Origin of the sequence: Erysipelatoclostridium sp. AM42-17 (assembly GCF_003480255.1) — a bacterium.
In the GTDB taxonomy this organism is placed as follows: Bacteria; Bacillota_I; Bacilli_A; order Erysipelotrichales; family Coprobacillaceae; genus Faecalibacillus.
In genome coordinates this window covers 1-14,911 of record NZ_QUIN01000035.1, presented here as the reverse complement: position 1 = coordinate 14,911, position 14,911 = coordinate 1, and the positions used below count along the sequence as shown (strand labels likewise).

Sequence of the window (14,911 nt, the reverse complement as noted above, 5' to 3'; positions counted from 1 at the left end):
TTGAAAACCAGCAGAGGATTAACGTCCTGCGGGGGTTCGAATCCCTCAATCTCCGCCATTTAAAAAATTCATATCGCGGGATGGAGCAGTCTGGTAGCTCGTCGGGCTCATAACCCGAAGGTCGTTGGTTCAAATCCTTCTCCCGCAACCAAAAGGTCTGGTAGTTCAGCTGGTTAGAATGCCGCCCTGTCACGGCGGAGGTCGCGGGTTCGAGTCCCGTCCAGACCGCCAAATGGTTCCGTAGCTCAGTCGGTAGAGCAGAGGACTGAAAATCCTCGTGTCGGTGGTTCGATTCCGCCCGGAACCACCATTTGATAATTTAGGAACTCTTATGAGTTCCTTTTTTGTTTTACTCATAAAAAAACTCTAAAGGCTATTTCCTTTAGAGTTTTTAGCTATTTACTTTTTTAGAAAATCTGGATATGCTTCTGAACCATGTTCTCCAAGATCCAATCCAGCAACTTCTTCTCTTGGTTTAACTCTTAAGCCAACAGTATGTTGAATAGTCTTAAACATAATGAAACTTGTTGTACATACCCATAATGCTACACAGATAATACCAAACAATTGAATTCCTAATTGATGAAATCCACCACCATAGAATAATCCTAAAACAGATCCATCTACTGCCGGTGTTTTGCAAGCAAATAAACCAACTGCAATTGTTCCCCATACACCGTTTAAACAATGCACTCCAACTGCACCAACTGGATCATCAATATGGAATTTTTGATAATGATTTCAATACCAAATATAACTAAGAAACCAGAAACAATTCCAACTACAATTGCTCCATAGAAGCTAATAATATGACACCCTGCTGTAATCGCAACCAATCCTGCTAAAATTCCATTCAATGTCATAGAAATATCTGGTTTTCCATAACGCTTCCAAGTTAAGAATAGGGTTGTTACTGCAGCGGCACAAGCAGCTAAATTAGTCGTCATAGCAACGTGTCCGACATATGTTGCAGCTTCTAATGAAGAACCTGGGTTAAATCCAAACCAACAGAACCATAAAATAAATACGCCCAATGTACCAAGTGGAATATTATGACCAGGTATCGCATTAACAGTACCATCACTATTATATTTACCAATTCTAGGTCCTAATACAATTGCACCCATTAACGTTGCAAATCCACCGACAGAATGAACTGCTGCTGATCCCGCATAATCAATAAATCCCATTTTTGCTAGAAAACCATCGCCCCAAATCCAATGTCCTGATACTGGATAAATGACTAATGAAATCACAAGTGTATAAATAAGATAAGAAGAAAATTTTGTTCTTTCAGCCATAGCACCCGAAACAATCGTCGCTGCTGTAGCACAAAATACAGTTTGAAAGAAAATGAATACTTCTGGTGATAAATCTTTTGCATGTAATCCCAATGAAGTAGGATCAACAAAACCAGATCCACCAATTAATCCCCCAATATCTTTACCAAACATTAATCCAAAACCTACTACCAAAAATACTAATGATCCTATCGCAAAATCCATTACATTTTTCATTAATACATTGTTTGCGTTTTTTTGACGTGTAAAACCACATTCCAATATAGCAAATCCTGCTTGCATCAACATAACTAAAACTGCGCCAAGAAAGACCCAGATAATATTTAATAACTGTGTTGTTTGCATAATTTTACCCCCTTTTTTATGTTAAACAACATTCTATAAAGCTCCTTCGCCACGTTCTCCTGTACGAATTCTCATAGCTTCATCAACTGGATAAACAAATACTTTACCATCACCGACGTTACCTGATGATAATTTTTCACTTACCTCTTTAATAATTGTTTCAACAGTTTCTTCCTTTACCACTGTTTCAACTCGTAATTTAGATACTAAATTAACTGAATATTTAGTTCCACGATATTGCTGAGTGTAACCCATTTGATTACCAAACCCCATAATATTGGAAACCATCATCCCAGTAATACCACAATCTGTTAGAATTTCTTTTAACACTTCTAGTTTTTCTGGTCTGATAATGATCTCTAACTTTTTCATTCTTGTTTCCCCCTTTTTATTTGATTTTTTGGATTCACCAAAAATCTTAACAAAACTATATCATCGTGATAATTTATTGTCAATATATTTTTATTAATGGTAATAATTTTTTATTATGCCAAAATAAAAAAAGTGGTTAATAGTAATTTCTTACAATATTAACCATATCTTCTATATATAATCTTGCTCCATCTATTATATCTTGATCTAATAAACCTTTTTGCCTCTTTGCTTTAAAAGTATACTGTTCTCTAAGTAGTGGTAAATCATTTCTTTGACATAAAGAAATCATTTTTTGCATCTTTTTTGTATTGAAATTAAAAGCATTAACTAAAGACACATTTTTTATTTGCGTTCGACTCAATGAATTAACAAAATGAATTAACTCTTTATCTTTTAAAATTGAATCATCAAAACCAATTACTAATAAATCGACTTGATGATCATATCTAAAATCACTAATAGGTTTAGCATATGTTTTAACCCAACGTGCCATTTCATCAGCTACTGTTTTCATATGTTTAGATTTTGTTGTATATACAATTTCTATTTTCATAATATTCACCTACTTAAAAATACAATAAAAATATGAACTTAACATGACTTCTTGTCATAAAATTCTATTCTATGGTCATAATTATATCAAAGGAAACTGTTCTTTTCTAGTTGTAATAAAACATAAGGAGGTCAAGATGAAGTATATCAAAGTAATTTCAATTTGCTTATTAGCATTTATCCTAACTGGATGTATGGACTTACAAATTAATTATGATTTACATGATAATAAACAACCAAGCCTTATAACAACATTTTATTTAAATAAAAACATTTATCAGGAATTAAAAACATCACCATCTCAACTCATAAAACAAATAAAAGAAACAAGCCCTCAGTTAAATCTTTGGACTTATAAAATTATTAAAAAAAATAATCAACAAACGATAAAAATGACAGCCCCATTAGATCAAGCCAAAACAATCTATCATTATTTTGATATAAAAAAAGAAAAAGATGTAACAACATATCGATTTAATTTACCAAAAGAAGTTCTTAAGCAAATTGATTTATCAGAAATTAAAGACTATAAAGACCAAATAAATGTTTTAAAAACCTTAAACACATCCTTCACTCTCCACCTTATATTCCCAAAACCAATAAAAACAGCTTCCATCGGAGAAATTCACGATAATGAGCTAACAATTGATTTAGTTGAAATCATTCAAAAAAAAAAAGTTCCTACTCTGGTGGTACAGTGTACTAATCATCACTTTAAGACTCTCTATATATTCATCTTTATCATTTTGTTAGTTTTGCTCATTTCAATTCTAAGTAAAAAATATCTCATAAAGAGATTTTAAGAAAATAAAAAATTCTTGAAATCTTTTTTTTCATAGCATAAAGTGATAGAATATGTCTGGTTAAGGAGAAAAAGCAAAATGAAAAGAAATTGTATTATTGGACAATCTGGAGGACCCACAATCGCAATTAATGCAAGTCTTGCCGGAATTATTCATCGTGCCAAATCAAGTAAAGAATTTAACCATGTATATGGCATGATTAATGGAATGAAAGGTTTATTAGATGGTCAATATATGGACCTATTAGAAGAATTTGATAATGGTGAAAAAATTAACGCTTTAAAACAAACACCTGCAATGTATTTAGGATCTTGTCGTTTTAAATTACCAACGCATCAAGACAATATTCAAGTTTATGAAGACTTATTTAAAATTTTAACTGATTTAGAAATTACTGATTTTTTCTACATAGGTGGAAATGATTCTATGGACACTGTCATGAAATTAGATGAATATGCTCGTCATATTCAAAGCCCTATTCATTTTATAGGTATTCCTAAAACAATCGATAATGACTTAATGGGTACAGATCATACTCCTGGTTTTGGTTCAGCCGCAAAATATGTAGCAACATCAATATTAGAAGTCGTACATGATAGTTTAATCTATCAATTACAATCTGTTACGATCATTGAAATCATGGGACGTAATGCAGGTTGGCTTACTGCTGCTGCTGCTCTTGCTAGAAATGAATATAACGAAGCACCCGATCTAATTTATCTACCAGAAGTTGTTTTTGATAAAGATAAATTTTTACAAGATATTCATGAAGTATTTAAGAAAAAAAGATGTGTTGTTATCGCAGTGAGTGAAGGAATCAAAGATAAAGATGGACACTTCTTAGATGATGATAGTAAATACGCTAAAAAAGATGCTTTTGGTCATGTATTACATTCTGGAACAGGAAAAATGTTAGAATCTTTAGTATTTAAAGAGTTTGGATGTAAAGTAAGAAGTATCGAGTTAAATGTTTTACAAAGATGTGCTATGCACATTGGAAGTAAAACAGATTTAAATGAATCATTTGTTGTAGGTCAAAAAGCAATTGAAACTGCTCTTGAAGGTAAATCAGGACAAGTTATGGGATTCAAACGATTATGTAATGATCCATATCATATTGATTATATTTCAAGTGATGTAAGAGATATTGCAAACCTAGAACAAAAAATTCCTAGAAATTGGATTAATGAAGCCGGAAATGATATTAATCAAGAATTATATGATTACTTATATCCATTAATTCAAGGTGAAGTTCATATTCAATATAAAAATGGTATTCCAGCATATTATAGTTGTAAACATTTACAAAAATAGTCACATTTCAATGTGACTTTTTTATTTCCAAATTCTTTTTAACAATAAGATTGCTTTTTCAATATCTTCTAATATCATTCCCGAAATAGATAAAGCAATTTGATGATAGGAGTTTTTGGCAACTAAAATATGATTTTCCTTAGCTAAGTCAATGTAGCTATCAATCTTATCTTGATCTACTGACATTGTAATCATCAATGATGTTTCATATAACTCAAAGTGATGCTGAGGAAAAGAATCTTTCAAAAGCTCTAGCATTTTATTACTTTTAACATAATAGTGTTTTCTAAGGCGCTTTAGATGTCTTGATAATTGTCCATCTTCAATATATAAAGCTAAGGCTAATTGTTCCAATTTTGATGCAGTCGGATGATAATATTTCATTTTTATTTTAAATTGTTCTAAAAATGGAATTGGTAAAGCTAGATAACTCATTCTTATTGATGGTAATAATAATTTAGAAAATGAACCTATATAAAAAATACGTTGGTTATCAAATTTAGCCATAGCATCAATTGGTTTACTATTAAACATTAATTCACCATTATGATCATCTTCAATAATATATGCATTATAATCATGTGCATATTTGATTAATTCATTTCTTCTTTGTTGCTTGATAGGATGACCATGATCTCCTCCTGAAGAACTATTTACATAAATTAAATTAACATGATTGCGTTTGAGTTCATCAATAATAATTCCCTCATGATCACTTTTTAATTTAACTATATGCATATGACAATCATGAAAAACAGCTTCACCTTGTACAAAACCACTCTCATCTACACCAACAGTAATATCATCATCAAATAGCGCACAAACATAATATAACAGTACCTGAAAACCTGCACCAATAACGTATGAATCAATCGGTCTTTTAACGCCTCGATTATTTTGACAATAATTTTGTAATTGTATTTTTAATATTTCTTCTCCGCTATGATTTCCATAACATGTTAATTCATCCGAATACTTAAGTGCTTTTTTTATATATCTTTTCCATACTTCAATATTAAAACTTTCATCATCTACTTTTTGACCAGAAAAATCATAATCATATTTAACTTCCTTTAACATCGATTTTCGATTAAGGGTTAACTGATTTGAAACTGGATCTTGAATTCTAACAAAATAACCAACCTTTTCTTTCGAATAAATATACCCTTCATTCAATAACTGTACATAAGCATTTTCTACCGTTGTTCTGCTTACTCCCCTTTTCTCCGCCATCTTTCTAACGGATGGCAGTTTCTCTTGATAATGTAAATAACCATCATTAATATCACTTACAATTGACTGATATACTTTTTCATATTTAAACTCTTTCATACTATTCTCCATTTAAATGCATTGTAACACATTCATAAAAAAAATAAAAAGATGCTTAGCATCCTCTTACTTTTCTCTCATTTTTTCACGTAAATAACATGTCGCTACAACAATAACAATAGCAACTAAAATAACCGCTGCACACAACGAAACCGGTGAAAACGATGATTGCATGATTAAACCTCCACTTGTTTTATAAATTGATAGTTAAAGTAACTGGGCAATGATCACTACCCATTATTTCCGTTTCAATTGAAGCATCAATAATGCAGTCTTTTAATGATTGGGAAACAATAAAATAATCAATCCTCCATCCTGCATTTTTCTTTCTCGCTTGAAAACGATAAGACCACCATGAGTAAACCTCTTCTACACTTGGATACAGATAACGAAATGTATCTATATAACCATGATTCAATAGCTTACTCATACAACTTCTTTCTTGATCAGTAAACCCTGGATTAGTCCTATTTGTTTTTGGATTTTTTAAATCAATCTCTTGATGAGCTACATTTAAATCTCCGCATAATATAACAGGTTTATCTAAAGAATCTAAATATTTCAAAAAATATTCTTCCCATTCCATTCTATAATCCAAACGTTTTAATTCATTTTGACTATTTGGCGTGTAGCAAGTTATAAAATAATAATTTGGATATTCTAATGTGATCAATCTTCCCTCTTGATCAAAATCTTCATTATTCATTCCATAAAAGACTGAAATAGGTTTTTGTTTAGTATAAATCAATGTCCCACTGTAACCCTTTTTTTCAGCACTATTTAAATAATGATAATAACCTTCTATATTAATATCCGCTTGCCCTTCTTGCATTTTTGTTTCTTGTACACAAAAGAAATCTGCATCCATTTGTTTAACAACATCAAAAAAACCTTTATTTATACATGCTCTTATACCATTAACATTCCAACTTACACACTTCATAAAAATTTCTCCATGTATTCATATTACACTAAAGCGCTTTCATTTACAACATATTTATTTTTTATATTACATCATATTCAAAATAATAAGATAAATACTTTGACATTTTTTTATTATCGTAATAATATTATTACATTAATAAAAAATTATTAGGAGGAAATATATGAAAGTACTTATATTACAGGGAGAAAGTATTACCCCTAGCATTTCGACACAACAACTTATAGAAAGATATGATCAATTAAAAAAATACCAAGATATTGAATATACTGTTATTAAAAAAGATTCAATCATGAGTTTTGATGAGTATGATCAATTATTAGATGATTACGACGCATTAATTGGAATGTGGATTACCAGTGATGTTTTAATAGAAAAATTATTTATTAATCATCCTCGCTTAAAATATATCGCTACAACCTCACATGGGTTTGAAGAATTTGATAAAGAGATGACCAAACGTTATGGTGTAACCATCACAAACACCATCTATGGTGCCTCTACCATTGCACAATATGCAATGGCTCTATTATTAGAAATTTGTCATCATGTAAGCGACCAATGTCACTATACAAAAATAGATTATTTTAAAAACAAAGATAATCCCTTTTGTCTGGCTACAAATCGACATATAGAAATAACTGATAAAACAGTAGGTGTTATTGGTTTAGGGGCAATTGGTTACCACTTTGCTAAAATAGCTCATGGCTTTGGTTGTCATGTTATCGGTTATGACTTATTTAAAAAAGAGGATCCTCAATACAACTTTATTGAACAAGTATCTCTAGATGAACTTTTATCACAATCTGATATTATCTCATTACACTGTCCTCTTACTTCACAGACCGAAAAAATAATCAATAGAGATACCATTAATAAAATGAAAGACGGTGTCATTATTATTAATACTGCAAGAGGAAAACTTATTGATGAAGATGCATTAGTTGAAGCATTAAATAGCAACAAAATATATAGCGTTGGTCTTGATGTATTAACCGATGAAAATCCTCAAAAACCGACTCCCCTTATCCAACATCCACGTTCTATAGTAACAGGACATGTAGCCTGGTTAGCTGATGAAGCAAGATATAGAACAATTGATTTAGCAATTCAAAATTTTATCAATTACTATCAAGGTAATCCAACAAGTGTTATCAATAAATAAGGAGACCATATTATGCCTCCAGTTTATCTTAATAAAAAAAGGGCTCTGCCCTTTTTTTATAAATATAAACTTACAAAATAAGCTATAAACAGGATTAATAATCCCCAAACAATTCCTTTAACTTCTTTTGCACGTCCAGTAAAAATCATTGTTAAACCATAAACAATAAATCCTAAAGCAATACCATCACTAATAGAATAAGTTAACAACATTGTAATAACAGTAATAAATCCACTTGCTGCAAATACAACATCATCCCAATCAATTCCACCTAATTGACTTGCCATAGAAATACCAACAGCTACTAAAGCAGGAGCTGTTACAGCGTTTGTAACAACACTTAATACCGGTGCAAATAAAATTGATAAGAAGAATAAAACAGCAGTAACACAAGCAGTTAAACCAGTTCTTCCTCCAGCTTCAACACCTGCTGTAGATTCAACAAATGAAGTTACTGTAGAAGTTCCTAAACAAGCTCCTACAACAGTACCTACTGAATCAGCAACAAGGGCTTGTTCGATATTGTCTAATTCTCCATTTTCATCAACTAAATTTGTTTTGTTTGCAACTGAAATTAAAGTTCCAGCTGTATCAAAGAAATCAACAAATAATAATGAGAAAATACCTACAATACAACTTGGATGTGAGAATAATTCTTGAAATCCACTCATAAATAATCCAAATCCACTTGTATCAATTTTTGTAGAAATAATAGCTGAAGGCATCTTAGGCATTCCTGAAACTCCACACAATCCTAAAACAATACCTACAACAGCTGTAACAACTAAACCATAGAATACAGCAGCAGGTACTTTTTTTGCCATAAAGATAATAGTAATAATAATTCCAAATACTGCAAGTAAAACAGCAGGACTAGATAAGTTTCCTAATGCTACATATGTAGATTGATCACTTACAATAATTCCAGAATTTTTAAAACCAATAAAAGCAATAAAGAAACCAATTCCTGCCCCAATTGCTAATTTTAATTGTTGTGGAATAGCATTAATAATCGCTTTTCTTACACCAGTTACTGAAATAAGTAAAAAGATAACTCCTGAAGTAAAGACAGCAGCTAAAGCAGCAGCAGGACTATATCCCATTGTCATAACAAGAGTATAAGTAAATAATGCATTAACACCCATACCTGGTGCCAAAGCCACCGGATAATTAGCAAGCAATCCCATAATTAATGTTGCAATACCAGATGATAAAGCTGTCGCTAAAAAGACACCACCATAAGATAATCCAGTTTGTTGAAGCATGTTGGGATTAACTGCTAAAATATAAGCCATAGCTAAAAATGTTGTCACACCACCAATGACTTCTGTTTTAACATTTGTTCCCTTTTCATTAAGTTTAAAAAGTTTTTCTAGCATTAAATAGTCTCCCTTACATAAAATTTAATACTCCTTTATTATAAGGTTTTTTTGCTATTTTTCAACAAATTAAATCTATCTCATCATCATAAATTCAGATAAAATAATAATTCTTCCATCGCTCTACTTTTCATACGATAATAAGTACTTCTAGAATAATAATCCATCCACCAATTATTTGGTGCCTGATTCATAAATTCATGAATAATTATCTTTTGATTTTCTTCACTTAACAAAGCAACAATTTCTTCAAACATATCAATTTTATTTTCTAACTCCTCTTTCTTTTCAACATAATGCTCAATTTTACTTTTCCCTGATTGATAGCCTTGTTTACCTTCCCTAACAATGCCATAATTTAATTCCGGATAGAAATTTTTATTTTCTAAACGTTTTAAATTAAACTTATCTCGTCGATACTCTCTAAAGATTTGTTCTAGAACTTCCTGTTTTTGGCGAAATGTCAACGCCATAATATTTTTCATAAAAAACACCTCCTATTTATATATATACAAATAAAAGGTGTTTTTCTTTTAAATTGTTAAATTTTCTTTAATTTCTTGAATTTGTTCTTCATCTAACCCACATTGAAGCAAATATTCCTTTGCACTTCCATATGTTTCTCTTAAATATGCTAAAAATTTCATCATGATTCGAGGATCAGAACCTAAGAACTTTTCATCTTCTTCCTTAATCATTCCCTTTAATTGATCAAGAATAGGTTTATTATTTTCAAATGATTCCGAATAATCTTTGACAATATCATATTCATGGCACCCTGCTAAATCTAATAATAAAGCAGAAACAACACCTGTTCGATCTTTTCCCGCTGAACAATTAAACATAATAGCGTCATAAGGATGCTCGTAAAAGATTTCAAATATTTTCTTCATTTGATTTTTATTTGCTTCAATCATAAAAATATAGAAACCACTTAAATCTTGGTATTCTTTAATATTATCAGCAATCAAAGAAAAGTTTTGTGATTGTAATAAATCAATGTGATAATATTCGATGTCTTGATATTCTTTTAAAGGATGTGGCAGTTGTTCTACCTCAAAAGGGCTTCTCAAATCAACAACAGTACGAATACCATAATCATATAATTGTTTTTTTCCTGCCTCATCTATTTTGCTAGGACATGCACTACGTATAAATTTATGAGCTTTTGTATAATAACCATCTTGTGTTTCATAACCACCTAAATCACGAACATTGGTAACATGAGGTATGTGAAGTAAACGTTCTTCACGGCTTAATTGCATCATAATTTAATCTCCTTTTCTATTTTTCAAACGGACGTACTCTTAGAGTTACTCCAATTTCATCAGCAATCTTTTGACATTTATTAATTTCTTCTTCACCAATAATATCAACAACAGTTAAAACAACATGAGGAACATATTGTTTTGCTTTACTCGCAAATTTTAACATTTCATCAAAAGAGTCAATACCAAAACGACTTCTTGTTAAACGATAATATTCTTCCTTATTACTTGCATTTAAAGAAACAGATACAGTATCAATAAGTCCCTTAAATTCAGGAGTAATATCTCTTTTCCATGATAAAGATGATAACCCATTGGTATTAATTCTTATTTTTATATCTGGTTTCCTTTGTTTTAAGTACTTTGCTACTTCCATTAAATCTTCATGTCTTAATAAAGGTTCACCAAATCCACAAAAAACAACTTCTTTAAAATCATCTAATTGATACAAATCAAATTCATGACAAATTTCTTCTACAGTAGGTTCTTCTTTTAACCATAAAGAATTGCCTTCCATCATTTCTTTAGTTTGTCTTAAACAAAAAGTGCAAGAACATTGACAACGATTTGTTGAATTGACATAACATGTTATCCCTTTTAAATCAGATACATGTTTTAAATCAATATAAGAATTACCATACAAAGTATATAATATCATTTTAATCCCCCAATTCCTTTAAAAATGGTTCAAAGCATAACCCCAAATGTGGATGTGCTTCAATACTTTTAGAATACGCAATACATTTAGACGCAAACGCAGCAGCTTGTTTTATACACTGTAAAAAAGAACATCCTTGTAAATAACGTCCTGCAATAATTGCACTATAAACATCACCTGTCCCACTGCGATCTTCACCAATACGATCAACTTCAACGCGATAGTATTGTCCATGATCATATACAAAATTTAATATCTTTTGTCCATGAGAAATTCCTGTAACAACAATAAGTTGTGGTCCCATCTTACTTAATTTTTGACACATTCTAAATAATTCTTGGTCATCATAAGTTTCATGATACTCTTCATCAATTAAAGCACATAATTCAGTTAAATTAGGTGTCACAATTGTAGCATAAGGCATTAAATCCCTCATTTTCTCTTGCATCTGTTTAGTATAAGTAGGATACAAATGACCATGATCTCCCATAACTGGGTCAACTAAAATAAAGTTTTGATCTGTTTTGAAAGATTTAAAGAAATCCTTAACAATATCTATTTGTTTAACAGACCCTAAAAAACCACTACAAATCCCATCAAATTCAACATTCATTGTTTTGTATGTTTGAATATATGCTGTCATTTTATCAGTATAATCATCAAAAAAGAAATCCGGATGATAAGTATTGATAGATAAAATAGCCGTAGGAACAAACACTGTTTCAATTCCCATTGATGAAATAATCGGTAACTGACAAGCTACTGAACAACGACTATATCCTGTTACATCATTAATTAATACAATTCGTTTTTGTCTCATAATATAAACCTCTCTTGCCTATTTTATCATAAGACTGTAATGATAAATAGCACCAATTTAATAATTTTTCAAAAGACAGATAAGCTCTATTTGTTTCTATAAAAATGATTTGGTATAATAAATCTCAGGAGGCACATATGAAAAAAATAAAATCAATCTTAATTATTTGTTTATGCTTTATTTTTTTAGTTGGCTGTTCTAATACTAAAGATACAACAAAAAAAGCAAAAACAACATACTTAAAAGGAAATTATCAAGTCACAATAGAAGTTGAAAATTATGGAACAATTAAAGCTGAAATAGATGCAGATAATACACCGATTACCGTCACTAACTTTGTTAAGCTTGCTAAATCTGGTTTTTATAATGGTTTAACTTTCCATCGTATAATCAAAGATTTTGTTATTCAAGGTGGTGATCCAAATGGTGATGGTACTGGAGGATCAAAAAAGACAATTAAAGGTGAATTTAGTGAAAATGGTGTAAAAAACCAAATCAGTCATACACGTGGTGCTATTTCAATGGCAAGAAGTCAAGATAATGATAGTGCTAGTAGTCAATTCTTTATTTGTGTTCAAGATGCAACTCACTTAGATGGTCAATACGCTGCTTTTGGTCATGTATATGAAGGAATGGATGTTGTTGATCAAATTGCTAATAATGTCCCTTCTACAGATGATAATGGTACTGTAGCTAAAGAAAATCAGCCAGTAATCAAAAAAATTACTGTTAAAAAAATGTAATGGAATGAGTTAAACTCATTCCATTTTTTTACATTACGCCTTCTTTTTTTAATTCTCTTATTAATAAAATAACTGTGATGATAAAAGCACATGCATCCGCAAACGGAACAGCATAAAAAATTCCATATAAGCCAAATATATGAGCCAACAATAAAATAGCTGGTATTAAAATAATAACTTGTCTTAATAAATTTAAAAAACTAGATACTGTAATTTTACCAACTGCTTGAAAATAATTAGCACATACAATTTGAATACCAATAACCGGTAACATCATAAACCATATTCTTAAAGAATCTACACCTAAAGAAACCACACTTTGGTCATTGTTGAACATATAAACAATTGTCTTGGTAAAAAATTCAACTCCTATAAAACCAATAAGATCAATAATGATAGCACCCATCATTGCATATTTTAAAGTTTCTTTAACACGATCCATTAATCGTGCTCCATAATTATAAGAAATCAAAGGCTGTTGACCTTGAGTTAATCCTGTAAGTGGCATTAACAAAATAGTTTGTACACTGGTAACAATTCCGATAGCACTTAAAGCAACATCTCCTCCATATTGAAGCAAGGTTGCATTTAATATAATATTCAAGACACTATTTGACATTTGCATTAAAAAAGCAGGAATACCCGTTTTGATAATATCTATAGCATAAAGCCATTTCAATTTCATTAATGATAAATTTAAAGATATAATTGTTCTTTTACCAAATAAAAAGACAAGTTGCCAGATAGCACTTAAAAACTGTCCACCTATTGTAGCAAGGGCTGCTCCTTCCATGCCCATTTTAAAACAAACAATTAAAATATAATCAAATAAAATATTAAAACCTGCTCCTATCAATTGAGAAACCATTGCATTTTTAGGATTTCCTTGTGCTCTAGAAAAATTATTTCCAGCCATGGCTACACATTGAAATACTGAACCATATAAAATAATACTTAAATAACGTTGAGCGTAAGGCAATACTTGTTGACTTGCTCCTAATATTTTTAAAATAGGATTTAAAAATAAACACCCTGCAATTGTAAATATTAGACCCAGTATTACTGTAAGAGTCAAACCATTCCCCATATATTTAGCAGCATCTTCACGTTTTCCCATTCCTAAAGCTATCGAAAAGCGAGTTGCTCCACCAACTCCTATCATTAACGAAATGGCCATTAAAATAAGCGTAACTGGATAAGTAATACTAATTCCAGCTAATCCTAACGCTCCAAGTTGTGGCGCATTACCAATAAAAATGCGGTCTACAACATTATAGATTGCATTAACTAACATTCCTATAATAGCTGGTAATGAAAATTCCACTAATAAAGGAAGTATTTTATTATTTTTCATTCTTTCATCATTCATAAAATTCCTCCATATTTTTTGCTAGTGTATGTAACATTTGATTTAATTGTTCTTTTTCTAATAAATTCAAACCATTAACCATTTTATTAGAAACATTTTCAAATGCTTGATCAATAAATGAATATAGACTTCTCCCTTTTGAAGTCAAATATATTTCATAATTTCTTTTATCTTTTAAAGATATCTGTTTAATGATTAACCCTTTTTCTTCCATGTTTTTTAATATCCGGGTTACTGCACTTTTATCAATTAACAATAGTTTCGTTAATTTTTCCTGTAATAAACCGTCTTGATGATAAAGTAAATGAATTACTCTTGCTTCACCATGGCTAATTCCTTTTGTTTTTAAGTGTTCATTTATCTTTGCTGAACTTTGATTTGCGATAAAATTAATAATACCACCGATTCTCATAATCTCTCCTATTAGTTGATATATCAACTATATAGATAATATTCTTTTTTGTCAATAAAAAAAAGAAGAGTTACACTCTTCTTACAGACTGTTGACAAATTGACTATCGACAGTCTTTTTAAAATTTGTTAG

At 30.4% G+C, this 14,911-nt stretch carries 17 protein-coding genes and 3 tRNA genes; 7 read left to right on the top strand and 13 right to left on the bottom strand.

What is annotated here, in order from left to right:
* Positions 1-74 precede the first annotated feature (74 nt).
* The 3 genes from DW911_RS10515 to DW911_RS10505 all read left to right on the top strand — a co-directional run bounded on the left by DW911_RS10515 (position 75) and on the right by DW911_RS10505 (position 310).
* Positions 75-151: transfer RNA gene (locus DW911_RS10515), tRNA-Met, on the top strand.
* Positions 152-154: 3 nt separating this feature from the next.
* A tRNA-Asp gene (locus DW911_RS10510) sits at positions 155-231 on the top strand.
* A 3-nt stretch (positions 232-234) separates the two neighbouring features.
* Positions 235-310, top strand: a tRNA-Phe gene (locus DW911_RS10505).
* An 89-nt stretch (positions 311-399) separates the two neighbouring features.
* Here the strand turns inward: DW911_RS10505 and DW911_RS11275 are convergent.
* From DW911_RS11275 to DW911_RS10490, 4 genes are all read right to left on the bottom strand, one after another.
* A complete protein-coding gene (locus tag DW911_RS11275) occupies positions 400-693 on the bottom strand; it encodes a hypothetical protein (protein WP_255415292.1) in 294 nt (97 codons plus the stop codon).
* Positions 681-1,646 carry an ammonium transporter gene (locus tag DW911_RS10500; protein ID WP_255415291.1) on the bottom strand — a complete coding sequence of 322 codons (966 nt, stop codon included), beginning with the start codon at positions 1,644-1,646 and terminating at the stop codon, positions 681-683. Before DW911_RS10500 ends, DW911_RS11275 begins: the two co-directional genes overlap by 13 nt.
* Positions 1,647-1,679: 33 nt before the next feature.
* Entirely contained in the window at positions 1,680-2,018 is a 339-nt protein-coding gene (locus DW911_RS10495) for a P-II family nitrogen regulator (protein ID WP_118434136.1), read from the bottom strand.
* 136 nt (positions 2,019-2,154) lie between these two features.
* Positions 2,155-2,574 carry a hypothetical protein gene (locus tag DW911_RS10490; protein ID WP_118434135.1) on the bottom strand — a complete coding sequence of 140 codons (420 nt, stop codon included), beginning with the start codon at positions 2,572-2,574 and terminating at the stop codon, positions 2,155-2,157.
* A gap of 136 nt (positions 2,575-2,710) precedes the next feature.
* Between DW911_RS10490 and DW911_RS10485 the strand changes: the two genes are divergently transcribed.
* Complete coding sequence (locus DW911_RS10485; RefSeq protein ID WP_118607790.1) at positions 2,711-3,376, top strand: hypothetical protein; 666 nt, start codon at positions 2,711-2,713, stop codon at positions 3,374-3,376.
* Between the two features lie 78 nt (positions 3,377-3,454).
* Complete coding sequence (locus DW911_RS10480) at positions 3,455-4,690, top strand: 6-phosphofructokinase (protein WP_118607789.1); 1,236 nt, start codon at positions 3,455-3,457, stop codon at positions 4,688-4,690.
* Positions 4,691-4,711: 21 nt separating this feature from the next.
* Here the strand turns inward: DW911_RS10480 and pdxR are convergent, their stop codons facing one another.
* Entirely contained in the window at positions 4,712-6,022 is a 1,311-nt protein-coding gene (gene pdxR, locus DW911_RS10475; protein ID WP_118607788.1) for a MocR-like pyridoxine biosynthesis transcription factor PdxR, read from the bottom strand.
* 193 nt (positions 6,023-6,215) lie between these two features.
* Positions 6,216-6,965, bottom strand: coding sequence for an exodeoxyribonuclease III (locus DW911_RS10470; RefSeq protein WP_118434131.1), 750 nt, complete (start codon positions 6,963-6,965; stop codon positions 6,216-6,218).
* 163 nt (positions 6,966-7,128) lie between these two features.
* Between DW911_RS10470 and DW911_RS10465 the strand changes: the two genes are divergently transcribed.
* Positions 7,129-8,130, top strand: a complete 1,002-nt coding sequence (locus DW911_RS10465; protein ID WP_118434130.1) for a 2-hydroxyacid dehydrogenase — start codon at positions 7,129-7,131, stop codon at positions 8,128-8,130.
* Positions 8,131-8,186: 56 nt separating this feature from the next.
* On the opposite strand, the gene DW911_RS10460 is transcribed toward DW911_RS10465, so the two are convergent.
* The 5 genes from DW911_RS10460 to DW911_RS10440 all read right to left on the bottom strand — a co-directional run bounded on the left by DW911_RS10460 (position 8,187) and on the right by DW911_RS10440 (position 12,255).
* A complete protein-coding gene (locus DW911_RS10460) occupies positions 8,187-9,509 on the bottom strand; it encodes an NCS2 family permease (protein WP_118434129.1) in 1,323 nt (440 codons plus the stop codon).
* 86 nt (positions 9,510-9,595) lie between these two features.
* On the bottom strand, positions 9,596-9,994 hold the full coding sequence (locus DW911_RS10455) for an MG284/MPN403 family protein (RefSeq protein WP_118434128.1): 399 nt from the start codon (positions 9,992-9,994) through the stop codon (positions 9,596-9,598).
* 48 nt (positions 9,995-10,042) lie between these two features.
* Positions 10,043-10,777: a tyrosine-protein phosphatase gene (locus DW911_RS10450; protein ID WP_118434127.1), complete on the bottom strand. Its 735-nt coding sequence runs from the start codon at positions 10,775-10,777 to the stop codon at positions 10,043-10,045.
* 16 nt (positions 10,778-10,793) lie between these two features.
* Positions 10,794-11,435, bottom strand: coding sequence for a TatD family nuclease-associated radical SAM protein (locus tag DW911_RS10445; protein ID WP_118434126.1), 642 nt, complete (start codon positions 11,433-11,435; stop codon positions 10,794-10,796).
* A 1-nt stretch (position 11,436) separates the two neighbouring features.
* On the bottom strand, positions 11,437-12,255 hold the full coding sequence (locus tag DW911_RS10440; RefSeq protein ID WP_118607787.1) for a pyridoxamine kinase: 819 nt from the start codon (positions 12,253-12,255) through the stop codon (positions 11,437-11,439).
* Positions 12,256-12,392: 137 nt separating this feature from the next.
* Between DW911_RS10440 and DW911_RS10435 the strand changes: the two genes are divergently transcribed.
* Positions 12,393-12,998: a peptidylprolyl isomerase gene (locus DW911_RS10435; RefSeq protein WP_118434124.1), complete on the top strand. Its 606-nt coding sequence runs from the start codon at positions 12,393-12,395 to the stop codon at positions 12,996-12,998.
* A gap of 28 nt (positions 12,999-13,026) precedes the next feature.
* Here the strand turns inward: DW911_RS10435 and DW911_RS10430 are convergent, their stop codons facing one another.
* Together DW911_RS10430 and DW911_RS10425 are read right to left on the bottom strand one after the other, a co-directional pair.
* A complete protein-coding gene (locus DW911_RS10430) occupies positions 13,027-14,367 on the bottom strand; it encodes an MATE family efflux transporter (protein WP_118434123.1) in 1,341 nt (446 codons plus the stop codon).
* Positions 14,360-14,779 (bottom strand): MarR family winged helix-turn-helix transcriptional regulator, encoded by a 420-nt coding sequence (locus DW911_RS10425; RefSeq protein ID WP_118434122.1) that lies wholly within the window; start codon positions 14,777-14,779, stop codon positions 14,360-14,362. Before DW911_RS10425 ends, DW911_RS10430 begins: the two co-directional genes overlap by 8 nt.
* Positions 14,780-14,911: the final 132 nt, after the last annotated feature.